Below are 22,787 nucleotides of genomic sequence, written 5' to 3'. Positions count from 1 at the left end.
GGGCCGGCCCTCTCGCTCCGGTCTCCCGCCCCCGCTCCACCCCGGGACCCGTTCCCGGGACCCCCGTCTTCGGACGGGTCTAGACTTTGACCCAACACCCGGCATACCGCCGGGTGGTGACCCGAGGAGCCAACCTTGGCTGCTGAGCTGCACGTCGAGATGGTCGCTGCCGACCGCCAGGTCTGGTCCGGTGCGGCCACCCTGGTCGTCGCGCGCACCACCTCCGGCGACATCGGCGTCATGCCCGGTCACCAGCCGCTGCTCGGTGTGCTGGAGTCGGGCCCCGTGACCATCCGTACCAGCGGTGGTGAGACGGTCGTGGCAGCGGTCCACGGCGGTTTCATCTCCTTCGCGGACAACAAGCTGTCGCTGCTGGCCGAGATCGCCGAGCTTTCGGACGAGATCGACGTCCAGCGCGCGGAGCGGGCGCTCGAGCGCGCCAAGTCGGAGGCCGACGCCTCCGCCGAGCGCCGCGCCGACGTCCGCCTGCGGGCGGTGTCGGCTCGCTGACCCCGGCGCGCCCTGCGCGCGCTGTGCACGTGCGTGACTCAGCCGCGGCCGGTTCCGGAATACTCCGGAACCGGCCGCGGCTGAGGTGAATCCGGAGACGGTTCGTGCGTCGCCGGTTTCTGCGTTACCGGTTTTCATCTTTGCCAGTTGACAGGTTCCCAGTTCTAGGAGACGAGGAGGTCGGTGCCGATGATCCTCGCTCTGACTGTGTTCGGGACGCTGGTCGTGCTCGCGGTGGTGGGCCTGTTCGCCTTCGGGATGCGGCGCCGGCTGATCCAGCGGTCGGGGGGCACCTTCGACTGCAGCCTCCGCTGGGAGGCCCCCGAGCTGCCCGAGGGCATCGAGGGCGACGGCAAGGGGTGGGCGTACGGGGTGGCCCGGTACAGCGGTGACAGCATCGCCTGGTACCGGGTGTTCTCGTATTCGCCCCGGCCGCGCCGGATGCTGGAACGCTCCGCCATCGAGGTGGTGGGCCGGCGGATGCCGGAGGGTGAGGAGGAGCTGGCGCTGCTGCTGAACGCGGTGGTGCTGGCCTGCGTCCACCAGGGCACGCGGCTGGAGCTGGCGATGAGCGAGGACGCGCTGACGGGTTTCCTGGCATGGCTGGAGGCCGCCCCGCCCGGGCAGAGGGTGAACGTCGCGTAGACGCGACACCGACATGGAGGGGGCGGCCCACGGCCGCCCCCTCCGCTTTCCCCCGACTGCCGCTGCCGCTGCCCACCCCCTTGCGGGCGGCTGGGCCGCCCAGGGGGCGATGGGGGAGGGCGGGCGCAGGGCGGTGCGTGCGTGGCGAGGGGTTCGCACCACCGTGCGCGGGACCCGCGGTCGCAGGACCCGCGGTCGCGGGGACCCGCGGTGCGCCCCACCGCCCCGCACAGCCGTGAGCCCCGGGCAGTCGCGGCGGCGTGCACGGGGCGGCGGAGGAACGCGAGAAGCGGGGGCGGCCGGTGGGGCCGCCCCCGCTTCGTGGTGCTGGTGCGGTACTACAGGTTGTTCGCGATGGCGCTCACGAGCTCGCCGTTGGCGGTGTCACCGCTGAACTCCCAGAAGAAGGCGCCACCGAGGCCCTGGGACTTGGCCCAGGACATCTTGCCCGCGATGGTCGCCGGGGTGTCGTAGCTCCACCAGTTGGTGCCGCAGTGGGCGTAGGCGGTGCCGGCGATGGTGCCGGTCGCCGGGCAGGAGTTCTTGAGGACCTTGTAGTCCTCGATGCCCGCCTCGTAGGTGCCGGGCGCGGCGCCGGTCGCAGCGCCGCCGGGGGCGGACTGGGTGACGCCGGTCCAGCCGCGGCCGTAGAAGCCGATGCCGAGCAGCAGCTTGGCGGACGGCACGCCCTTCGCCTTGAGCTTGGCGATCGCGTCCGCGGAGTTGAAGCCCGCGGCCGGGATGCCGGAGTACGAGGTGAGCGGCGAGTGCGGGGCGGTCGGGCCGTCCTTGTCGAACGCGCCGAAGTAGTCGTACGTCATCACGTTGTACCAGTCGAGGTACTGCGCGGCGCCGCCGTAGTCGGCCGCGTCGATCTTGCCGCCGGACGAGCCGTCGGCGGTGATCGCCGCGGTGACGAGGTAGTTCGGGCCGAACTCGGTGCGCAGCGCCGAGGCCAGGTTCTTGAACGCGGCCGGGCCGGAGGTGTCGCAGGTCAGGCCGCAGGCGTTCGGGTACTCCCAGTCGATGTCGATGCCGTCGAAGACATCGGCCCAGCGCGGGTCCTCCACGACGGCCTTGCAGGACTTGGCGAACGCCGCGGCGTTCTGCGCGGCCTGGCCGAAGCCGCCGGAGTAGGTCCAGCCGCCGAAGGAGTACAGGACCTTGATGTGCGGGTACTTCGCCTTCAGCTTGCGCAGCTGGTTGAAGTTGCCGCGCAGCGGCTGGTCCCAGGTGTCGGCGACGCCGTCGACGGACTGGTCGGCGGTGTACGCCTTGTCGGTGGCGGCGAAGGAGTCGTCGAGGACGCACTGCCCGTTCTTGACGTTGCCGAACGAGTAGTTGATGTGCGTGATCTTCGAGGCCGATCCGGAGGTCACCAGGTTCTTGACGTGGTAGTTCCGGCCGTAGATGCCCCACTCGGTGAAGTAGCCGAGGTTGATCTTGCCGCCGGGCGGCGGGTCGGTGGGCGTGGTGGAGCCGCCGGTGGTGCGGACCGCGACGGAGTCGCTGACCGGGCCGGTCTGGTCGGCGGTGTCACGCGCCTGGACGGCGTAGGAGTAGTCGGTGCCGGCGCTCAGGCCCGAGTCGGTGTACGAGGTGCCGGTGACGGTGGCGACCTTCACACCGCCGCGGAGCACGTCGTAGTTCTTGACGCCCTTGTCGTCGGTGGCGGCGCTCCAGGCGAGCCGGACCGACGTGTCGGTGACGTTGGAGGCGGCCGGCTTGCCGGGGGCGGACGGGGCGCTGTCGCCGGGGACGGGGGTCCCGCCGTCGCAGGAGCCGCCGTTGATCTTGCAGCCGGTGGGGGAGCCGGCGCCCGAGCCGTTGAAGCCGAAGGAGATGGAGGCGCCCGGGGCGAGGCTGCCGTTCCAGGACAGGTTCTTGCCCGTCCAGTGGTCACCGGAGTTGGTGACGGTGGCGTCCCAGGCCGAGGTCACCTTGGTGCCGGAGGGGAAGTCCCACTCGACGGTCCAGGAGGAGAGGGACGTGGTGCCGGTGTTCTTGACGGTCCACTTGCCTTCGAAGCCGGTGCCCCAGTCCTGGGTCTTGGCGTAGGTGGCGGTGACCGAGGTGGCCGCCTGGGCGGGCGTGGCGAGCCCGACCAGTCCGGCGACGGGAAGGACGAGCGTGGCGACTGCCGCCGTCACTCGTTGTCTGAAGCGCATCTGCGCCTCCTCGGGGGTGAGGGTGAGGGGGGTGCTGCGACTGCGACTACCAGGTACCTTGACGGGTCCATGACGCCGTGCAAGTGCGGTCAGCGTAGAAAGGTCTGGACCACCGGTCAATAGGTCTGGACCAATGCAGGTTTCTTGTTTAAAGCACGGTCCGGCGCCGGGGCGGTCGCCGCCCTCAGATCCCCAACTCCTGCGCGAGTACCGCCGCTTGTACGCGGCTGCGCAGATCGAGCTTGCCGAGCAGGCGGCTGACGTGCGTCTTCACCGTGGCCTCCGCCATCTCCAGGCGGGTGGCGATCTGCGCGTTGGACAGCCCCTCACCGAGGCAGGAGAGTACCTCGCGCTCCCGGGGCGTCAGGGTGTCCAGCGCCGCCGCGTCCGGTCCGCCCTCGCGGGGCAGGCGTCCCGGCGCGCCGGCGGCGAACGCCGCGATCAGCCGCCGGGTGACGGCCGGGGCGATCAGCCCCTCGCCGCGGGCCACCGTCCGCACCCCCTCGATCAGCTCGGCCGCCTCGGCGCTCTTCAGCAGGAAACCGGCCGCGCCCGCGCGCAGGGTGCCGAAGACGTACTCGTCCAGGTCGAAGGTGGTCAGCACCAGCACGTCGGCCAGATGCTCGGCGGCGATCCGCCGGGTGGCGCCCACCCCGTCGAGCAGCGGCATCCGCACGTCCATGAGGACGACGTCCGGCCGCAGCTCACGGGCCAGCTCCACCGCCCGCTCCCCGTCGGCGGCCTCCCCGACCACCTCGATGCCCGGGGCGCTGCCCAGGATCAGCACCAGTCCGGCCCGCACGGCCGACTGGTCCTCGGCGACCACCACCCTGATCACGACCTCACCCTTCCCCTTCCGGCACGGGAAGTTGCGCCCGCACCACCCATCGCCCGTCCCGCGGCCCGGCGTCGAAACCGCCGCCGACCAGCAGGGCCCGCTCCCGCATCCCGATCAGCCCGGCTCCCGCCCCCGGCGCGCGGGCCGCTTCCCCGTCCGGCGTGCCGAGCGCGCTGGTGACCTCCACCCGCAGCGCGCCGCCGTCGAGCGACACGCCGACCCTCACCGGGCCGGGCGCGCCGTGCTTGAGCACGTTGGTCAGCGACTCCTGCACGATCCGGTAGGCGGCCAGCTCCACCGGCGAGGGCAGGCGGGTGCGGCCGTACCCGGTGTCGGGGCCGGATCCCAGACCGGGGCCGAGGTCCAGGGTCACCGCGAAGCCCGCCGCCCGGACCCCCTCGGCCAGGGGCTCCAGCCCCTCCAGGGTGGGTGCGGGGGACGGCTCCAGGTCGTCGCCGCCGGCCCGCAGCAGGCCGATCAGGCGGCGCATCTCGGTGAGCGCCGCCACGCTGTTCTCCCGGATCACGCCCAGTGCCCGGCGGGACGTCTGCGCGTCGTCCAGCGACAGCGCCGCCGTGGAGTGCACCGCCACCGCGGCCAGGTGCCCGGCGATCACGTCGTGCAACTCCCGCGCCATCCGCGTCCGTTCGGCGGTGACGGCCTGGGCGCGGTCCAGCTCGGCCAGCCGCGCGGTCTGCTCCGCCTCCCTGCGGGCGGCCCGGGCCGCGTCGCGGTGGTGGCGCACCAGGGCGCCGGTGGCGGCCGGGCCGAACGCGACCAGGCCCACCCCCAGGCCCGCCATCAGCGAGTAGGCGTCCTGCCAGGTGGCCACGCCCCAGCCGATGAACGCCAGGGTCAGCGCGCCCGTCTGCACCGGGAGGCGGCGGCTCAGCCGCGCGCTGCCGTAGACGGTGGCCGCGTACATCAGGTCCGTGAAGAGCAGCAGCGTCACCACACTGCCGGTGGTGAACTGATCGGCCACCAGGGCCACGGTGCCGGCGAGCAGGCCCGCCAGCGGCCGGATGCGGCGCAGCGGCTCCAGGCCCGCCATCACGGCCAGCGGCACCAGCACCCACCAGTCGGGCACGTCCCGCTGCGGATACAGGTCCAGGCCCACCGACCACAGCAGCAGGCCCAGCGCCAGCCCGCCCAGTGCCGTCGCCACGTCGAACGGGCGAGGGCGCCGCGGGGAGGTGGTCTCGACGGTCATGACCCCATCCAACACGTCCGGCCCCCGCGGCACATGCGGCCGGCGCACCCTTGTCGGCGCGGCGTGTACATCGAAGGATGCAGCCGGATCTCGTCGGGGTGGCCGATGCGCGCGCGCCGGGCCGGGGGGAGGGTGGAAGGCGACGGAGGACGGAGGGAACCCGACATGATCCTGGCCCTGATCATCGCCTGCGAGGTCGGCTTCTGGGTGCTGCTCGCCGCGGGGCTCGCGGTGCGGTACCTGCTGCGCAGGCGGCGGCTGAGCACCGTCCTGCTGCTGTGCGAGCCGCTGCTGGAGGTGGTGCTGTTCGTGGTGACCCTGGTCGACCTGCGGGGCGGCGCCGAGCCCGACTGGCAGCACGGCCTGGCCGCCCTCTACATCGGCTTCACCGTGGCCTACGGGCACTACACGATCACCTGGCTCGACGGCCACGCCGCGCACCGCCTGGCCGGCGCGCCGCGCCCGCCGAAGCCGCCGCGGTACGGCATGGCCCGCGCCGTCCACGAAGGCCGGCTCTGGCTGCGCACGCTGCTCGCCGCCGCAGTGGCCGCCGCCCTGCTGCAGGGCGGCGTCCTCTACATCGGCGACGACGGCGACACGTCCACGCTGCGGTCCTTCCAGGAGACCGCGCTGCGGATCGTCCTCGTCCACGGGGTGATCGCCCTCAGCTACCTGCTCTTCCCCAAGCGGTCCAAGGACGGGCGGTCCGAGGACGGGCGGGCCACGGGCGGGCCGGAGGAGTCAGCGCTCGCCGCCCGGGACCCACAGGACGTCGCCCGTGGACAGGTTGGCGACGCGCGCAAGGATGAAGAGCAGGTCCGATAGCCGGTTGAGGTAGGTCGCGGTCAGGGGGTTCATGGTCTCGCCGTGGACCTCCAGGGCCGCCCAGGTCGAACGCTCGGCCCGGCGCACCACCGTGCACGCCTGGTGGAGCAGCGCCGCGCCGGGCGTGCCGCCCGGCAGGATGAAGGAACGCAGCTTCTCCAGGCGGTCGTTGAACCGGTCGCAGTCCTCCTCCAGCCGGTCGACGTAGAACTGCTCCACCCGCAGCGGCGGGTACTGGGGGGCCTCCACGACCGGCGTCGACAGGTCGGCGCCCACGTCGAAGAGATCGTTCTGGACCCGGGTGAGGACCGCGGTCACGTCCTCCTCCAGACCGCCCAGGGCGACGGCGGTGCCGATGACGGCGTTCGCCTCGTTGGCGTCGGCATAGGCCGAAATGCGGAGATCGGTCTTCGGGACCCGGCTCATGTCGCCGAGGTTGGTGGTGCCCTTGTCCCCGGTACGGGTGTAGATGCGCGTCAGATTGACCATGGGCCCCAGCCTAGGGAACGACTCCGGGGGGAGCGCCGCCGGTGTGATGTCCGTCAAATGAGACGTGACGCGCATTACTTAGGGGTCACGAGCGTCTCCCCGGGCGCTAATGTCCGAGCGGTAGACACGAGAACAGGGAGTGGCAGTGGCAGGAAAGCTCGCCGTCATCGGGGCCGGCCTCATGGGTTCCGGCATTGCCCAGGTCTCCGCGCAGGCGGGTTGGGACGTCGTCCTGCGCGATGTCACCGACGAGGCGCTCTCCCGGGGCCTGGACGGCATCAAGGCCTCGTACGACAAGTTCGTGGGCAAGGGCAAGCTCGACGCCGCCGACGCCGAGGCCGCGCTGGCCCGGATCACCACCACCACCGACCTCGACGCCGTCGGCGACGCGGACGTGGTCGTGGAGGCCGTCTTCGAGAAGATCGAGGTCAAGCACGAGATCTTCCGCGCCCTGGACAAGATCGCGCGTGAGGACGCGGTGCTCGCGTCGAACACCTCCGCCATCCCGATCACCAAGATCGCCGCGGTGACCGGGCGGCCCGAGCGGGTCGTGGGCACGCACTTCTTCTCGCCGGTGCCGATGATGCAGCTCTGCGAGCTGGTCCGCGGCTACAAGACCAGCGACGAAACCCTCGCCAAGGCACGGGAGTTCGCCGAGTCGGTGGGCAAGACCTGCATCGTGGTCAACCGCGACGTGGCGGGCTTCGTCACCACCCGGCTGATCTCCGCCCTGGTCGTCGAGGCCGCCAAGCTGCACGAGTCGGGCGTCGCCAGCGCCGAGGACATCGACATCGCCTGCAAGCTGGGCTTCGGCCACGCGATGGGCCCGCTGGCCACCGCCGACCTGACGGGCGTCGACATCCTGCTCCACGCGACCTCCAACATCTACACGGAGTCGCAGGACGAGAAGTTCGCCCCGCCGGAGTCGATGCGCCGAATGGTGGACGCCGGTGACATCGGCCGCAAGAGCGGGCAGGGCTTCTACAAGCACTGACCGACAGCAACGACCGCGGGCCCGCCCGCACGCCGGACCGGGATCACCCCTCGGATCACCCGAGAGGGTGATTTCGGTATCGGTTCGCTTACAGACGGCAACTTCTGGTCCGTCAGTGGCGTCAGAAGTGGCATCACCGTACACAGACGGTGCAACAAGACGTATTCCCGGGGAGCACTTATGTTCATCAGGGGCGACCACGCCGAGCTGGTCGTCGGGGGCCGCCTCGACGTCCGCAGCGCGGCGGACGCCCGTACGGTCCTGCACTCCGCCGTCGACGACGGCGTCGGCGACCTGGTCCTGGACCTCTCGGAACTCCACTCCTGGGACGCCACCGGACTGGGCGTGATCATGGGTGTGCACCGTCGGGCCGGCCGCGCCGGACGCCGGCTGGTGCTGCGCGGCGTGCCGCCGCAGATGCAGCGGCTGCTGGTGGCCACCCGGCTCCACCGCATCCTCGCCATCGAGGGCGGCCTCGCCGCGGAGACCCTGCCGCGGGTCTGACCGCGCCGCCTCCCCGCCGCCTTACCGCCGCCCCCTTCCGCCGTCTCCCTGCCGCGGCACCGCGGCGGACGCCCGGGACCCCGGGGACCCCTAGGACCCCTAGGACCCCGTGACGCAGGGATCCCGGACACCTCCGCATCCCGGGCCACCGTCCTCCGGAACCCCTCGCACCACCCGGCCGCACGCCGGTCCCACCCGCAGCGCGGCGGTCTGTCGCGCGGCGCCAATCCACATCAGACTGTGATGTCGCGGACGCAGCCGCACCCCGGCTGGTCGGAGATACTGAGCGAGGTTTAAGGTTCGGTCGCCCGCCGACCCGACATCGGACATACCCTGCGGCGGCCCGGACCAGAGGTGACCGCGCGGTGTGCGGCAAGGCCGGGAGGGCTCGGCACACGACGCTTTGGGGGCATTGGACTCATGGACCCGAACAGCCGCGGACCCGAGGAGCGCGGCCACGGGGGAAGCGGCCGTCCGCCGCGCCCGCGTGCGCCCCGGGACCCGCTCACGCCGGACTTCGGCCAGCACGCGCCCTCGGTGGCACGCACCACCGAGGTGTTCACCGACGACCTGCTGCTGACCGTCAACCCCGTCGACGGCAGCGAGATCGAACTCTGCCCGCCCGAACGCACCCCCGCGCCGCCCGCCAAGCTCACCCTCGAGCAGCGCGCCGAGGCGGACCGGGCCGCGGCCCGCGCCGCCGCGCCCGCCGCCGACACGTCCGCGAGCCTCCCGTCGCTGCCGCTGCTGGAGCGTCAGGAGGAGCGCGAGGAACTCGTGCGGCTGCTGGCCCGCGGCCGCTCCGCCCGCCTGGTCGGCCCCTCCGGCTCCGGCCGCAGCCGCCTGCTCGACATCGTCGCCGAGGACTGCGCCGACCTCGCCCCCGACGGCGTCATCCGCCTCAGCGGCCTCGGCCGCAGCTGCGACGAGCTCCTGCACGACCTCCTCCACGCCGCCTACGACGCCCCCCGGCGCCGCCCCGGCGATGACGAACTGCACGACCTGCTCGGCCGGATCGGCGCCGTGGTCGTCGTCGACGACCTCGCCTTCGGCGGCGCCGACCTCGTCCGGCTGCTCGACGCCACCCCCGAGTGCGCCTTCCTGATATCCGCGACGCCCGACGTCCCCGAACCCGCCGCCGAGGCGCTGGTGGAGACGGTCACCCTCACCGGCCTCACCCGGGCGTCCGGCCTCCGGCTGCTCGGCCACGCCGTCGGACGCTCCCTCACCGAGGAGGAGACGACCTGGGCGGGCGACCTCTGGTTCGAGTCCGAGGGCCTGCCGCTGCGGTTCGTCCAGGCCGGCGCGCTGCTGCGCCAGCGTGACCGCCTGCGCGCCGCCACCGACGTGGTGGACGAGGTCGGCGTCTTCCAGGACGCGGTGCCCGTCCCCGACACCGACACCCCCTTCGACACCCGCGAGGAGGCCGCCCCGCTGCCCTCGCTGGCGGAGGGCGCCGCCCCCGCCCCGCTGCTCGCCTCCCGGCTCTCCGCCTCCGCCCGCGACGCCCTGCGGTTCGCGGTGGCCCTCGGCGGCGAACTGCCGCAGCCGGCCCACCTGCCCGCCCTGGTCGGCGACACCCACGCCGACGGCGCGCTGGGCGAACTCCTCGGCTGCGCCCTGGTCTCGCCCGCGGGCGGCCGCCACCGGCTCGCCGCCGGCGTACCGGCCCAGCTGGAGGCCGCCGGGTACGCGGACGACGCGGAGCAGCGCGTGCGCACCGCCGCCGAGCACTACGCCTGGTGGACCGGACACCAGTCCGTCACCCCGGAGCGGGTCCGCGCCGAGGCCGACGCCATCCTGGCCGTGCTGGCCGCGCTGCCGCCGGCCGACGGCGGCCTGGCGCTGCGCCTCGCCCGCAACGCCGCACCCGCCTTCGCCGCCGGCCTGGCCTGGTCCGCCTGGGAACGGGCGCTGCGCGCCGGCTCGGAGGCGGCGCGCCTGGTCGGTGAGGTCTCCGAGCAGGGCTACTTCCACCACGAACTGGGCGTGCTGGCACTCTGTCAGGGACGGTACGAGCGGGCGCGAGCCGAGCTGGACGCCGCGGTGGCGCTGCGGGCGGCCGCCGCCGACAAGCGGGGGCAGGTCGCGGGACGCCGCGCGCTGGCCCTGGTCGCCGACCGCACGGGCGACCTGCCCGGCATGGACCTCGCGACGCCCTCCCCGGAGACCTCCGCCGCCGCGGCGTCCGCCGGAGCGGCCCTCACCGCCTTCGGGGCGTTCGAGGCCTTCGGCTCCGGCGACACCGAGCAGTACCCCCCGAAGGACGCGACCGGCCCCGCGCAGGACGGCGGCACGGTCTTCGTCGGCGACGCCCCCGTCACCCGCCGCCCCGAACCGGCGGGCAGGGCCCGCGGCCTGGTGGGCGGCGCCCGGAAGAACCTGGTCGCCGCCGGCGCGGGCGCGCTGCTCGTGGCGGTCCTGGGCACCGTGGTGACACTGGGCGCGACGGGCGGCGACCAGGACGTGCCGACCGAGGGCACCGGCCCGAACCCGACCGCCAGCCAGGGCTACGGCGACGAACTCGGCGCCGACGAGGCCACCGGCGACGGCGACGACACCGGAACGGCCACCAGCCGTCCCACCGACCCCGGCCCCGACGGCGTGCTCGGCACCCCCGACGACCCGGCGAACCCCTCCGGGGACCCCGGCCCGACGGACGAGGACGACGAGGACGAGGAGTCCGGCCCGACCGGCGGCAGCACCACCAAGCCGCCGGCCACCACCAAGCCGACCAAGCCGTCGGGCGGCTCCGGCAGCCCGAGCGGCTCCGGCGGGTCGACCACCTCGGGCAGCCCCTCGGGCGGCTCCGACGCGGGCACCAGTACCGGCACCACCACCGGCGGCACGCCCACCACCGGCGGCACCACCACCGGCGGCACCACCGACGGGACCACCGAAGGCGGCACCACCGAAGGCAGCACGGACGGCGGCGCCACCGACGGGGGAGCGGACGGCGGCGCCACCGACGGCGCCGACGGCGGGACGACGACCACCACCACGACGGCCGGCGGCGTCCAGGTCCCACCGTCCCTGACGAGCCCGCCCGGGCCGGACCCGTCGCAGACGCCCGCCCTCGCCTGAGACGTCCCGGCACCGACCGCGCAACGCACACCGGCCGCGCAGCACACCGCCCGCGCAGCACACCGCCCGCGCAGCACACCGCCCCCCACGGCCACGAACCGTGGGGGGCGGTGCCGTCCGTACGGAGCCGGCCGCGCCGGGGACGCGGGCCGGAGACCGGCGTCAGAACAGGCGGAGCTTGTCGTCCTCGATGCCGCGGAGGGCGTCGTAGTCGAGGACCTGGCAGGCGATGCCCCGGTCCGTCGCCAGCACCCGGGCCTGCGGCTTGATCTCCTGCGCCGCGAACACCCCCCGCACCGGCGCGAGCAACGGGTCCCGGTTCAACAGCTCCAGATAGCGCGTCAGCTGCTCGACGCCGTCGATCTCACCGCGCCGCTTGATCTCCACGGCCACGGTCCCGCCCTGCCCGTCGCGGCACAGGATGTCGACCGGCCCGATCGCCGTCATGTACTCGCGGCGGATCAGCGTGTAGCCCTCGCCCAGCGTGTCGATGCGGTCGGCGAGCAGCTCCTGCAGGTGCGCCTCGACGCCGTCCTTGATCAGACCCGGGTCCACGCCCAGCTCGTGCGAGGAGTCGTGGAGGATCTCCTCCATCGTGATGATCAGCTTCTCGCCCGCCTTGTTGATCACCGTCCAGACGCCGGCGTCGTCGCCCGTGCCCTCCTTGAGGGCGCACGGCGGCGACATCCAGTTCAGCGGCTTGTAGGCGCGGTCGTCCGCGTGGATCGAGACGCTCCCGTCCGCCTTGACCAGGATCAGGCGGGGAGCGGACGGCAGATGTGCGGTGAGGCGCCCCGCGTAGTCGACGGAGCAGCGGGCGATGACAAGACGCATGGTCCGCAACGCTACTCGACCCACGGTGCTCCACGCGATTCGCCCTGGGAGCTCCCTGTGCGGTTCTGGCTGATTGTGTGCGGAGCATGACGATGCGGATCCGGACAAGTACGCCGTCTCCTGGTGCGGGGGACCTGGAGGTGCCTACCGTAGTGAACGGGCGGTCGTGGCACGGGTACGCAGCGTGTCCGGCACCCGCCGTCCCGTCCCGTCCGGCAACCCCCTTCGCCGAGGGGGTGCGAGAGGAGAACTCATGTCGCTCGACGTCTCACCGGCCCTGCTCGAACAGGCCGAGCGAGGCGAGGTCGACGAAGCGGCCTTCGTCGACTGCGTCCGGACCTCCCTGCCCTACGCCTGGGAGATGATCAGCTCACTGGTGGCCCAGCTCGAGGTGGACGGCGGACCGTTCGCCGACAACCAGACGCCGCCGCCGGACGAGCAGGCACGGGGTCAGCTCCTGCGCGCGCTCGCCAGCGACGCGATCCGGGGGGCCCTGCAGCGCCACTTCGGTGTGCGCCTCGCGTTCCAGAACTGCCACCGCGTCGCGGTGTTCCCGCTCGACGGGAGCGAGGAGAGGCTTGCCCGCTTCACCTCGGTGCGCGCACAACTCCTCAACCAGTCGCCGGAACTGCGGGACTGCTGACCCCGATGAGGCACGGTCCGACGTCCCGGCGGGGACGACCACCCACTCGCCAGGACGCCGGACCGCTCCCCTCACCGCCGGCATCCCGCCCGCGGAGCCGGCCGCCAGACCGGTCCCGGTCGTGGCGCACCTCGTCACGCCCTTCTTCACGCTTTTCGTACCGTCCGTCGCCCCGGTCGTCACACCAGACGCGGCAGGACCTCGCCGCCGAGCCGCCGGAGGTTCTCCTCGGTGGCCGCGAGATCGCCCGACCCCTCCGTGAGCAGCGCGAACCGCCGGATGCCGGTGCGCTCCGCGGTGGCCGCGAGCCGGTCGGCGCAGAGGCGGGGCGTGCCCACCGGATGCAATTGGCAGAGCATCTCCGTGTAGGCGTGGGGATCGCGCATCGCGCGCACCCGGTTGTCCACCGTCACATGCGCGGCAAGGCCCTGTTTCAGCCAACCCGGCATGGACTTCAGCAGCGTCTCCCTGGCGTCTTCCGGCCGGTCGGCGATCTGGCAGAGACCCGCCGAGACGTGGGCCGCGGAGCGGACGGCCTCCTCCGGCCGGCCCGCCGCCCGCGCGTGCTCCTGCCAGGCCCGCACCATGGCGGCCTTCTCCTCGTCCCCGGCGTGCATGCCCAGCAGCATCGGCAGTCCGCGCTCGCCGGCCAGCCGGACGCTCGCCGGGGAGGTGCAGGCGACCACGACCTCCGGGGCGGCGCCGCCCTCCAGCGCCTCGTTCGGCCGCGGCACCACCGGTACCTCACGGAACGGGAAGCGACCGCCGTCCCCCGCCACCGAGGGATCGCGCAGCCAGCGCAGCAGCAGGTCGAGCGAGTCGGGGAAGCCCCGCTCGTACGCCTCCAGGCCGGCGCCGAAGACCTCCAGGTCCACCCAGGGGCCGCCGCGGCCCACCCCCAGCGAGAAGCGCCCGCCGGAGGTGATGTGCAGCAGCGCGGCCTGCTCGCCCAGGGCCACCGGGTGCGCGGTGGGCAGCACGCTCACCGCCGTGCCCACCCGCAGCCGCCGGGTCCGGCCCAGCAGCGTCGCCGCGAGGGTCACGGCCGAGGGGCAGACGCCGTACGGGACGAAATGGTGCTCGGCCAGCCACACCTGGGCGAGCCCGGCCTCCTCGGCGACCTCCGCGGAGCGGACCGCGCGGTGCAGCGGCTCCCCGTGGCCCTGGCCCGGGAACTGGGCGGCGACGATGAAACTTCCGACGTGCATGGACACTTCCTGCTTTCCTGGCTCCCGAGTCGGAGCTCCCCCACGCGGCATAACCGCCTGACACGTGCCGAAGTCACGGGCGGATCCAGGAATTTGCCGATTGTCTGCAGAATGGGTCGCCCGTGTTCCCGAGGCGAAGGAGAGACGCCGGCGTCCGGTCGGGCAACGCGCCTCCCGGCGGTCTGCCCCGAGGGCCGCGCGGGGCCGCGTAGGCTGGTGCAGGTCCCAGCCCGCACCCGTCCCGTGAGGTGAACCGTGTCCCCGCGCCGCAACCGACCCAAGGGCCCCGCCGGAGGGAACGGACGGGGCGGCCCCCTCGAGGACGAGGAGGGCGGCGGCCGGTACGGCGGCTGGCAGTCCTCGGAGAACTGGCAGGGCGAGGACTGGAGCGTGCGGCACGTCGCCGGGTCGAGCGCCGCGGGCAAGACCTACCGCTGCCCGGGCTGCGACCAGATGATCCCCTCCGGCGTCCCGCACGTGGTGGCCTGGCCCGCCCATTCCGGCGTCGACGACCGCCGCCACTGGCACAAGGCGTGCTGGAACGCCAGGGACCGCCGGTCCACGAGGTCCCAGCGGTCCCGTAACGCGCCCCGGTACTGAACCGGGGCGGGGCGTGCCTACACGTCCCGGTTGGCCTGGACGCCGAAGGCCCCGGCGCACGCCAGGACGGTCAGCGTCGCGAGGAACGCGATCTGGGCGCCCCCGGTGCCGGTGGACCGGTCGCCCTCGAAGATCAGCGACAGGGCGTTGATGGCGTTGTAGTCGCTCATCACCTGCGCGACGTCCGCCAGGCCGTCGTTGAAGAGCAGGAACGCGGGCAGGATCGCGGGGACCAGCAGCACGCCCAGCATGGTGGTGATGGCGCCGGCCGAGTGCCGCATCATCGAGCCCACCGCGAGCGCCAGCACGCCCATCAGCGACACGTAGAGCGCGCCCGTGAAGACGGTCGGCAGCCAGTTCGCGTTGGTCCGCGCGCCCACCGTGATCTGGGCGTAGAGGCCGACCGCGGCGATCGCCACCGCGGCGGTCACGAACGCCACCGCGAAGAACACCAGGATCTTCGCCGCCAGCACGCGGTGCCGCTGCGGGGAGGCGGTGAAGGTGGTGCGGATCATCCCGGTGCCGTACTCGGAGGACACCACCAGCACGCCCAGCGACACCAGGCACATCTGGCCGAGCAGCAGGCCGAAGAAGGCGGGCATCGTGTACGGGGTGTTGAGGTAGGTGTCCGCGCCGATCAGCCCGGCCATCATGCAGCCGAGCAGGACCACCAGCGCCAGGAAGACGCCCAGCGTCCACAGGGTGGAGCGCACCGAACGGATCTTGGTCCACTCCGAGGCGAGCGCATGGCCCAGATGCGTCCGGCTGATCGGGATGGGTGAGACGTAGGAGGGGGTCCGGGGGGCCTGGCTGGGGATCGGCTGGGTGGTCATCGGGCGTCCTCGGTGAGGGTCGGGCGGTCGGAGGCGTGGACGGGCTGCTGCGGCGGGGACCAGCCGGGCTCGTCGTCCCATCCGTCCTCCCGGCCCGGGGCGGGCTCGGGCCGCATGCCGATCTGCGGGTCGGCGGTGGAGCGGTAGTCGACCATGCCCTGGGTCAGGCGCATGTACGCCTCCTCCAGCGAGGCGTGGTGCGGGGACAGCTCCCACAGCCGGACCCCCGCCTCGTGGGCGACGTCGCTGATCCGCGGCAGCGGCAGGCCGGTCACCCGCACCGCCCCGTCCTGCTCGGGCAGTACCTGCGCCCCGGCCGCGGTCAGCGCCGCGGTGAGCTTCTCGCGCTGCCCCTCGTCGGTGTCCGGCACCCGGACCCGGGCGAAGCCCGCCGAGTTGGCGGCGATGAACTCCCGCACGCTCATGTCGGCGAGCAGCCGTCCCCGGGCGATGACGACCAGGTGGTCGGCGGTCAGGGCCATCTCGCTCATCAGGTGCGAGGAGACGAAGACGGTGCGGCCCTCGGCGGCCAGCGACTTCATCAGGTTGCGCACCCAGAGGATGCCCTCCGGGTCGAGACCGTTGACCGGCTCGTCGAAGAGCAGCACCTGCGGGTCGCCCAGGAGCGCGGCGGCGATGCCCAGGCGCTGGCCCATGCCCAGCGAGAAGCCCTTGGTGCGGCGGCCCGCCACCTCGGAGAGGCCGACGAGCTGGAGCACGTCGTCCACCCGGTGGGCGGGGATGCCGGAGAGCTGGGCGATGCTCAGCAGATGGCGGTAGGCGTCCCGGCCGCCGTGCACGGCCTTGGCGTCCAGCAGCGCGCCGACGTGCCGGGGGGCGTTGGGCAGGCGGCGGTAGGGGTAGCCGTTGACCGTCACATGGCCCGCCGTGGGCGTGTCCAGGCCGAGGACCATCCTCATGGTCGTCGACTTGCCGGAGCCGTTGGGCCCGAGGAAGCCGGTGACCATGCCGGGCCGCACCTGGAAGGAAAGGTCGTCCACGGCGGTCTTGTCGCCGTAGCGCTTGGTCAGGCCAACTGCCTCGATCATGCTTCACCCATCGTTCGGCACCGCGTCGTGGTGGCCGGGGGCGCGGTGCTCCCCGACAGGGTTAGGAGACCATCAGCGGGGGCCGTGGTTCCAGAGCGGAGGCAGGAAAATCGTTCTGCGTCGCTTTTGCTCCGTTACGCGTCGCGCCGCCTGAGCAACAGGTAGCCGCCGGCGACGACCACCAGGCACCACAGCGCCATGATCCCGAGGCCGCCCCACGGACCGTAGGGGACGTCGTCGCCGATCGTCACCACCTGCATCACCCGGGCCCCCGCCTGGTCGGGCAGGTACTGGCCGACCTTCTTGGTCGCCTCCACCGTGCCGAGGATGGGGGAGAGCAGGAAGAACAGCGGCATCAGTACGCCGAGCGAGAGCATCGGCGAGCGCAGCATCGCGGCCACGCCCATCGAGAAGACGGCGATCAGCGTCATGTACAGCGCGCCGCCGACCACCGCCCGCAGCACCCCGTCCTCGCCGAGCGACGTCCGGTGCGGGCCCAGCACGGCCTGACCCAGGAAGAACGCGGCGAAGGCGGTGACCAGCGCGACCACGAAGGCCGGCGCCGTCGCCACGGCCAGCTTGGATCCGTAGAACACCCCGCGCTGCGGCACCGCGGCCAGCGAGGTGCGGATCATGCCGGTGCTGTACTCGTTGGAGACCACCAGTACCCCGAAGACGATCATGGCGAGCTGGCCGAGGCTCATCCCGGCGAAGCTGATGAAGGTCGGGTCGAAGGTGAGCCGGTCCCGGGCGGGCATGTTGCCGAACTCGCGGCGGGTGAGCCAGGAGATCAGCACCCCGAGGGCGACCGTCACCACCAGGGCGACGGAGAGCGTCCAGACGGTGGAGGCCACCGACCGGATCTTGGTCCACTCGGAGCGGACGACCTGCGCGACGGCCATGCTCATCCCTTCTTCCAGCCGGCGCCCCAGGACGCCTGCTCGTCGGCCGCCGGGCCGCTGTGCGCGTGGTACTCGACGGACTCCGCGGTCAGCCGCATGAACGCCTCCTCCAGCGAGGCCTGCTGCGGGCTCAGCTCGTGCAGCACCAGAGCGTGCCGGGCGGCCAGCTCGCCTACCTGCTCGGCGGCCACCCCGTCGAGCTCCAGCACGTCACCGGTCTCCATCGCGGTGATGCCGGCGGAGCGGAGCACGTCCAGGAACCGTTCCCGGTCAGGAGTGCGGACGCGGACGTAGGAGCGGGAGTTCTGCCGGATGAAGTCCGCCATGGACATGTCCGCCAGGAGCCGGCCCTGGCCGATGACGATCAGGTGCTCGGCGGTCAGGGCCATCTCGCTCATCAGGTGCGAGGAGACGAAGACGGTGCGGCCCTCGGCGGCCAGACGCTGCATCAGGGTGCGGATCCAGTGGATGCCCTCGGGGTCGAGGCCGTTGACCGGTTCGTCGAACATCAGGATCCGCGGGTCGCCGAGCAGGGCCGCGGCGATGCCGAGGCGCTGGCCCATGCCCATGGAGAAGCCCTTGGCCTTCTTCTTCGCCACGGTGGTCAGACCGACGATGTCCAGGACCTCGTGCACCCGGCGCTCGGGCAGGCCGTTGCTCTGGGCGAGGCAGAGGAGGTGGTGGTAGGCGCTGCGGCCGCCGTGGTTCGCGGTGGCGTCGAGCAGGGCGCCGATGGACTTCAGGGGATCACGCAGCTGCGCGTAGTGGCGGCCCTCGACGCGGACGTCGCCGGAGGTGGGGTGGTCCAGACCGAGGATCATGCGCATGGTGGTGGACTTGCCCGCGCCGTTGGGGCCGAGGAAGCCGGTCACGATGCCTGGGCGTACCTCGAACGTCAGGTCGTTCACGGCGACCTTCTCGCCGTACCTCTTGGTCAGCCCCTCCAGCGAAATCATGGCCCCCACGGTAGGGGGGCGAGGGGTGCGTTGCCACCGGAACCGGGGCTTCGGCACCGCCGTTCGTCCCGGAATGCGGAAGGCCCGCACCGCGGGGGCGGTGCGGGCCTTCCGGACGGACCGTCGGGTCAGCAGGTCAGCGGGCCTGCCGGCCGGCGGGTCAGCGGGTCTGCTGGGCCGGGACCGTGCGGGCCGGCTCCTCGTCGGCGGGGGAACCCGCAGCGGCCACCGCGGCGCCGGTGAGCGTCGCCAGCATCTCGCGCACGTTGGTGAGCTGGGCGTTGATCGAGTCGCGGCGGTTGGTCAGCGCCGCCAGCTCCCGCTCGGATTCCGAACGGATCCGGTCCGCCTTGGCGTTCGCGTCGGCCACGATGTCCTCGGCCTGGCGCTGCGCGGTCTCCACCGTCTGGCGGGCACGGCGCTCGGCGTCGGTGCGCAGCTTCTCCGCCTCCAGACGCAGCTGCTCGGCGCGGTGCTCGATCTCGGCGAGACGCTTCTCCGCCTTGGCCTGACGCGAGGCGAGGTCCCGCTCCGACTGCTCCCGGCGCTTGGCGAGGTTGGTCTCGAAGTCGGCGGCGGCCTGCGCGGCCTTGGCGCGGGTGTCCTCGAAGAGGGCGTCCGCCTCCTCACGCTTGGCCTGCGCGTCCCTCTGCGCGTCGGAGCGCAGCTGGGACGCGTCGGACTTGGCCTTCTCGACGATCCGCAGACCCTCGTCCTCCGCCTTGGCCTTGCGCTCCGACGCGTAGGACTCCGCGTCGTTGCGCACCTGCTGGGCGGCGGCCTCGGCGAGCTCCCGGTGCTGCTCGGCGGCGCGACGGGCCTCCTCGCGCAGATCCTTCGCCTCCTCCTCGGCGAGACGGAGGATCTTCTCGACGCGGGCGCCGAGGCCGGCGTAGGACGGCTCCGACTCGTCGGGCTGCGCCTGGACGTTCTGCGTCTCGAGGTGGAGCTCCTCGATGCGCTTCTCCAGCGCGGTGATGCGGGCGAGCGCGCTGTCGCGGTCGGAGACGAGCTTCGAGATACGTTCGTCCACCTGAGCGCGGTCGTACCCACGCCGGACCAGTTCGAAGCCGTAGGGGGAAGTGTCGCTCATGGGGTTCCTGTCGAATGAGACCGGTGAGGTGATAGGGGGAATCCTAGGCTGCTGGGCGGCGTGTCATCGAGCGGAAAGCCCGATTCATCGGGAGAATGCCGCCCGTTTTGGGAGGAAATCGCCGGTCCTGGTGCGGGTTACAACGGCAGGACCGTCCCAAGGACACCGAAATTCACCCTCCGGTCAGTTGTCGGACGACTTGCCACTCGATCGGGTGTTCCCTGCCGAGGCCCCCGCCTTGACGCCGGCGTCCTTCGCCGGGCTCGGCGCCTCGAAAGACTCCAACGCCTCCAGTACGTCCTGGACACGGGAGATCTCGGCGTTGATGTCCTCCCGGCGACGCACCAGGACCTCGAGTTCCCGCTTGCCCTCCTCGACGGTCCGCTCGGCCTCGGCGACGGCCTCCGCCCTGATCTTCTCGGCCTCGGCGACCAGCGACGCCTTCTTCTGCTCGGCCTCCTTGAGCAGCACCTCGGCCTTCTTCACCGCGGCGATGCGCACCTTGCCGGCCTCCGAACCGGCCTCCGCCAGAACGTCCTTGGCCTTGGCCTCCGCCTTCGCCAGCTGCTCCTCGGCGGCCTTGATCAGCGCGTCGCAGCGCTCACCGGTGGACTTCATGGTCTCGGCGGCCTCGTGGCGGGCCCGCTCGTGCAGCTCCTCCACCTCGGTCGTGATCCGGTCGCGCAGCTCCTCGGCCCGCTCACGGATCGAGGTCGCGTCCCGGCGGGTGCCGGCCAGCAGTTCGTCGGCGTCCTTGCGCGCCTTCTCCACCAGGGAGTTGCCCTCGACGGTCGCCTCGGAGACCAGCCGCTCCGCCTCCTTGCGGGCGGCGCCGACCATGGTGTCGGCCTGCGCCTCCGCGTCCGCGGTGGTCCGCAGTGCCTGCTGCTGCGCGTCGGCGAGCAGCTTGTCGGCCTCGGCGGCCGTCTCGGAGATCAGCGTGTCGACCTGCTCGGCCGCCTCCGAACGCCGCTTGTTGGCGTCCTGACGCGCCTCGTCCAGGGTGCGCCCGGCCTCCTCGCGGGCCGCGGCGGTGAGCCGCTCGGCCTCCGCCTCGGCCTCCTCGCGCAGCCGCCGGGACTCCTCGCGGGTCCGCTCGGCGCGCTCCCGCGCCGTCGCCACCGTCTGCGTGGCCTCGGCCCGCAGCCGCTCGCTCTCCGCGGCGGTCTCGGACCGCAGGCGGTCGGTCTCGGCCACGGTCTCGGCACGCAGCCGGTCGGTCTCGGCGACCGTCTCCGCGGTCAGCCGCTCCGCCTCGCCGCGGGCCTCGCCGATCAGGGTGTCGACCTGCGCGGCGGCGTCGCTGCGGATGCGGTTGGCGTCCTCACGGGCCTCGGCGCGCGTCCGGGTCGCCGTCCGCTCGGCCTCGGCGGTCGTCTCCGCGGCCTCCTCGCGGGCCCGGCGGGCCTTCTCCTCGGCCTCGGTGCGCAGCCGCTCCGCCTCGGCCGCGGCCTCGGTGACCGTCCGGTCGGCGAGGGACCTGGCGGCCTCCGCCTCCTCGCGGGCGGTGCCGAGGATCCGGCCGGCGTCCTCGGCGGCCCGCTCGCGCTCCGCGTAGGCGTCGCCGCGGACCCGGTCCGCCTCCTCCTCGGCCTCCTTGCGGGCGCGGTCGGCCGCCACCTCGGCGGCGGTGCGCAGGCCCTGGATCTCCTCCTGGGCCTGCTCGTGCAGCCCGGCCACCGACTCGCGCACCTGCTGGGCGTGCTGCTCGGCCGCCGACACCATCTCGCCGGCCCGGCGTTCGGCGTCCTCGACCAGGCGCAGCGCCTCGGCCTGCGCCTCCTCGACCCGCTTGCGGGCCGAGGCGAGCAGCTCCTCGCTCTGCTCGCGGGCCCGCTCGCGCTCCTGGCCCGCCTCCTCGCGGGCGGCGCCCAGCATCTCCTCCGCCTCGCGGCGGCGTCGGGCGGCCTCCTCCTGGGCGGCGGCCAGGGTCTCGGCGGCCTCGGCGGCGATCCGGTCGGCGGCCGTCCTGGCCTCCGCGCGGAGCCGGTCGGCGGTCTCCTGGGCGTCGGTCTTCAGCCGCTCCGCCTCGGCGGCGGCCTCCGACCGCAGCCGGACGGCGACCGACTCGCCCTCGGCGCGGGAGGCGGCGGCGTCGGAGGCGGCCTCGGTGCGCAGCCGCTCCGCCTCCTGTTCGGCCTGGGCGCGCAGCGAGGCGATCCGCTCGGCGGCCTCGGTGCGCAGCCGCTCGCTCTCCTCGGTGGTCTCCCGGCGCAGCCGCTCCGCCTCGGCGCGCGCCTCGGTCAGCGCCTCCTCGGCGGCCGTGTGCCGCTCCTCGGCCTCGGTGCGCAGGCGGGTCAGTTCCTCGGCGGCCTCGGCCTTGCGGGCCCGGGCGGCGGCCTCGGCCTCCTCGCGCAGGACGCGGGCGGCCTCCTCGGCCTCGGACCGGACCTCCTCGGCCCGCTCGGTGGCCTCCGCCTTGAGCCGGTCCGCCTCGGCGCGGGCGCGCTCCAGCGCCTCGTCGGCCTGGCGGCGCAGGGTGGTGGCCCGGGTGAGGGCCTCGGTGCGGACCTTCTCGCTGTCGGCGGTGGCGGTCTGCCGCATGTCGTCGGCGTCGGCCTTGGCCTTGGCCAGCAGTTCCTCGGCCGACTTGGCGGCCTCCTCGATCTGCTGGACGGCCTCCTTGCGGGCCTCCTGCCGGATCCGCTCGCCCTCGGCGACCGCGTCGGACCGCAGCTGCTCGGCCTCGCCGCGCAGCCGGCGCGCCTCCTCCTGGAGCTCGACCGTGCGGGCCCGGTACTCCTCGGTGTCGTCCTTCGCGCTGCCCTTGAGCTGCTCGGCGATCTCGTGCGCCTCGGCGCGCAGCCGGTCGGCCTCCGTCTCGGCCTCGGTCCGGATCCGCTCGGCCTCGTCGGCGGCCGCCTTGGTTGTCTTCCGGGCGTCCTCGGAGGCCTTGGTGAGGACCTCCTCGGCGGTCCGGGCGGCCTGCGCGAGCTGGGTGGCGCTCTCCTCGGCGGTGACGGCGCGGGCCTTCTCACCGGCCTCGGCGACGATCTTCTCGGCCTCGGCGCGGGCGGCCGCGACGATCTGCTCGGCCTCGGCCTTGGTGGTCTCGGCCTCCTCGGTGGCCTCGCTGACCAGCCGGGCCACCTGCTCCTTGGCCGTGCGGACGCGCTGCTCCTGCGCGGCCTCGGCGCCGGAGAGGGCCTTGGCGGCGGCCTCCTTGGCCTCCGTGACGACCTTGTCGGCCTCCGTGCGCGCGGTGCGCAGGGCCTCCTCGGCCTCCGCCATCCGCTGTTCGGCGGCGCGGCTCAGCTCGGTGGCCTGGCGGCGGGCGGTGTCGGACTCGGCGACGGTGGTGGTGCGCAGCCGCTCGGCGTGCTCGGTGGCCTCCTGCGCCTGCGCGGAGGCGGCGTTCAGCAGGCGTTCGGCGTCGGCGCGGGCGCGGCGCAGGATCTGGTC

20 protein-coding genes are annotated in these 22,787 nt (G+C 73.3%); 8 read left to right on the top strand and 12 right to left on the bottom strand.

Translation table 11 applies throughout. The features are described 5' to 3' along the window. The first annotated feature begins 135 nt into the window (after positions 1–135). Positions 136–510, top strand: a complete 375-nt coding sequence (locus GBN72_RS09180) for a F0F1 ATP synthase subunit epsilon (protein ID WP_151771219.1) — start codon at positions 136–138, stop codon at positions 508–510. A 189-nt stretch (positions 511–699) separates the two neighbouring features. Beyond that, positions 700–1,155: a DUF2550 domain-containing protein gene (locus tag GBN72_RS09175; protein ID WP_151771218.1), complete on the top strand. Its 456-nt coding sequence runs from the start codon at positions 700–702 to the stop codon at positions 1,153–1,155. Between the two features lie 338 nt (positions 1,156–1,493). Here the strand turns inward: GBN72_RS09175 and GBN72_RS09170 are convergent, their stop codons facing one another. The 3 genes from GBN72_RS09170 to GBN72_RS09160 form a co-directional block, all read right to left on the bottom strand. Then, positions 1,494–3,323, bottom strand: coding sequence for a glycoside hydrolase family 18 chitinase (locus GBN72_RS09170; RefSeq protein ID WP_151771217.1), 1,830 nt, complete (start codon positions 3,321–3,323; stop codon positions 1,494–1,496). 184 nt (positions 3,324–3,507) lie between these two features. Further along, entirely contained in the window at positions 3,508–4,161 is a 654-nt protein-coding gene (locus tag GBN72_RS09165; RefSeq protein WP_151771216.1) for a response regulator, read from the bottom strand. Positions 4,162–4,165: 4 nt separating this feature from the next. Next, positions 4,166–5,371: a sensor histidine kinase gene (locus GBN72_RS09160; RefSeq protein ID WP_151771215.1), complete on the bottom strand. Its 1,206-nt coding sequence runs from the start codon at positions 5,369–5,371 to the stop codon at positions 4,166–4,168. 165 nt (positions 5,372–5,536) lie between these two features. On the opposite strand from GBN72_RS09160, the gene GBN72_RS09155 reads away from it, so the two are divergent. After that, positions 5,537–6,196 carry a hypothetical protein gene (locus tag GBN72_RS09155; RefSeq protein WP_151771214.1) on the top strand — a complete coding sequence of 220 codons (660 nt, stop codon included), beginning with the start codon at positions 5,537–5,539 and terminating at the stop codon, positions 6,194–6,196. Here the strand turns inward: GBN72_RS09155 and GBN72_RS09150 are convergent. Next, positions 6,113–6,685: a cob(I)yrinic acid a,c-diamide adenosyltransferase gene (locus GBN72_RS09150; protein WP_151771213.1), complete on the bottom strand. Its 573-nt coding sequence runs from the start codon at positions 6,683–6,685 to the stop codon at positions 6,113–6,115. The genes GBN72_RS09155 and GBN72_RS09150 overlap by 84 nt on opposite strands. A gap of 145 nt (positions 6,686–6,830) precedes the next feature. Between GBN72_RS09150 and GBN72_RS09145 the strand changes: the two genes are divergently transcribed. The 3 genes from GBN72_RS09145 to GBN72_RS09135 all read left to right on the top strand — a co-directional run bounded on the left by GBN72_RS09145 (position 6,831) and on the right by GBN72_RS09135 (position 11,267). Further along, on the top strand, positions 6,831–7,679 hold the full coding sequence (locus tag GBN72_RS09145; protein WP_151771212.1) for a 3-hydroxyacyl-CoA dehydrogenase family protein: 849 nt from the start codon (positions 6,831–6,833) through the stop codon (positions 7,677–7,679). 180 nt (positions 7,680–7,859) lie between these two features. Further along, positions 7,860–8,183 carry an STAS domain-containing protein gene (locus tag GBN72_RS09140; protein WP_151771211.1) on the top strand — a complete coding sequence of 108 codons (324 nt, stop codon included), beginning with the start codon at positions 7,860–7,862 and terminating at the stop codon, positions 8,181–8,183. 420 nt (positions 8,184–8,603) lie between these two features. Next, on the top strand, positions 8,604–11,267 hold the full coding sequence (locus tag GBN72_RS09135) for an ATP-binding protein (RefSeq protein WP_174887096.1): 2,664 nt from the start codon (positions 8,604–8,606) through the stop codon (positions 11,265–11,267). Positions 11,268–11,429: 162 nt separating this feature from the next. Here the strand turns inward: GBN72_RS09135 and nucS are convergent, their stop codons facing one another. Next, positions 11,430–12,101 carry an endonuclease NucS gene (nucS, locus tag GBN72_RS09130; RefSeq protein ID WP_164540516.1) on the bottom strand — a complete coding sequence of 224 codons (672 nt, stop codon included), beginning with the start codon at positions 12,099–12,101 and terminating at the stop codon, positions 11,430–11,432. Positions 12,102–12,354: 253 nt separating this feature from the next. Between nucS and GBN72_RS09125 the strand changes: the two genes are divergently transcribed. Next, complete coding sequence (locus tag GBN72_RS09125; protein WP_151771210.1) at positions 12,355–12,744, top strand: SCO5389 family protein; 390 nt, start codon at positions 12,355–12,357, stop codon at positions 12,742–12,744. A 179-nt stretch (positions 12,745–12,923) separates the two neighbouring features. Here the strand turns inward: GBN72_RS09125 and GBN72_RS09120 are convergent, their stop codons facing one another. After that, on the bottom strand, positions 12,924–13,952 hold the full coding sequence (locus GBN72_RS09120) for an LLM class flavin-dependent oxidoreductase (RefSeq protein WP_151771209.1): 1,029 nt from the start codon (positions 13,950–13,952) through the stop codon (positions 12,924–12,926). A gap of 255 nt (positions 13,953–14,207) precedes the next feature. On the opposite strand from GBN72_RS09120, the gene GBN72_RS09115 reads away from it, so the two are divergent. Beyond that, a complete protein-coding gene (locus GBN72_RS09115; protein ID WP_151771208.1) occupies positions 14,208–14,552 on the top strand; it encodes an Rv1322 family protein in 345 nt (114 codons plus the stop codon). Positions 14,553–14,569: 17 nt separating this feature from the next. On the opposite strand, the gene GBN72_RS09110 is transcribed toward GBN72_RS09115, so the two are convergent. The 6 genes from GBN72_RS09110 to scy all read right to left on the bottom strand — a co-directional run. Further along, positions 14,570–15,385 carry an ABC transporter permease gene (locus tag GBN72_RS09110; RefSeq protein ID WP_151771207.1) on the bottom strand — a complete coding sequence of 272 codons (816 nt, stop codon included), beginning with the start codon at positions 15,383–15,385 and terminating at the stop codon, positions 14,570–14,572. Further along, on the bottom strand, positions 15,382–16,434 hold the full coding sequence (locus GBN72_RS09105; protein WP_151771206.1) for an ABC transporter ATP-binding protein: 1,053 nt from the start codon (positions 16,432–16,434) through the stop codon (positions 15,382–15,384). The genes GBN72_RS09110 and GBN72_RS09105 overlap by 4 nt, the downstream gene beginning before the upstream one ends. A 134-nt stretch (positions 16,435–16,568) precedes the next feature. Then, positions 16,569–17,336, bottom strand: a complete 768-nt coding sequence (locus tag GBN72_RS09100; protein WP_151771205.1) for an ABC-2 transporter permease family protein — start codon at positions 17,334–17,336, stop codon at positions 16,569–16,571. A gap of 2 nt (positions 17,337–17,338) precedes the next feature. Next, the gene (locus tag GBN72_RS09095; RefSeq protein ID WP_151771204.1) at positions 17,339–18,292 is read right to left on the bottom strand and encodes an ATP-binding cassette domain-containing protein; all 954 of its coding nucleotides are present in this window, start codon (positions 18,290–18,292) and stop codon (positions 17,339–17,341) included. Positions 18,293–18,452: 160 nt separating this feature from the next. After that, a complete protein-coding gene (locus tag GBN72_RS09090) occupies positions 18,453–19,385 on the bottom strand; it encodes a coiled-coil domain-containing protein (protein ID WP_151771203.1) in 933 nt (310 codons plus the stop codon). Between the two features lie 183 nt (positions 19,386–19,568). Next, on the bottom strand, positions 19,569–22,787 hold a 3,219-nt coding region (scy, locus tag GBN72_RS09085; RefSeq protein WP_151771948.1), incomplete at its 5' end, for a polarized growth protein Scy.

Origin of the sequence: Streptomyces abyssomicinicus (assembly GCF_008974245.1) — a bacterium.
GTDB classification, from domain to species: Bacteria; Actinomycetota; Actinomycetes; order Streptomycetales; family Streptomycetaceae; genus Streptomyces; species Streptomyces abyssomicinicus.
The sequence above is the reverse complement of the archived record's forward strand: the minus strand, read 5'-3'. Positions and strand labels throughout refer to the sequence as shown.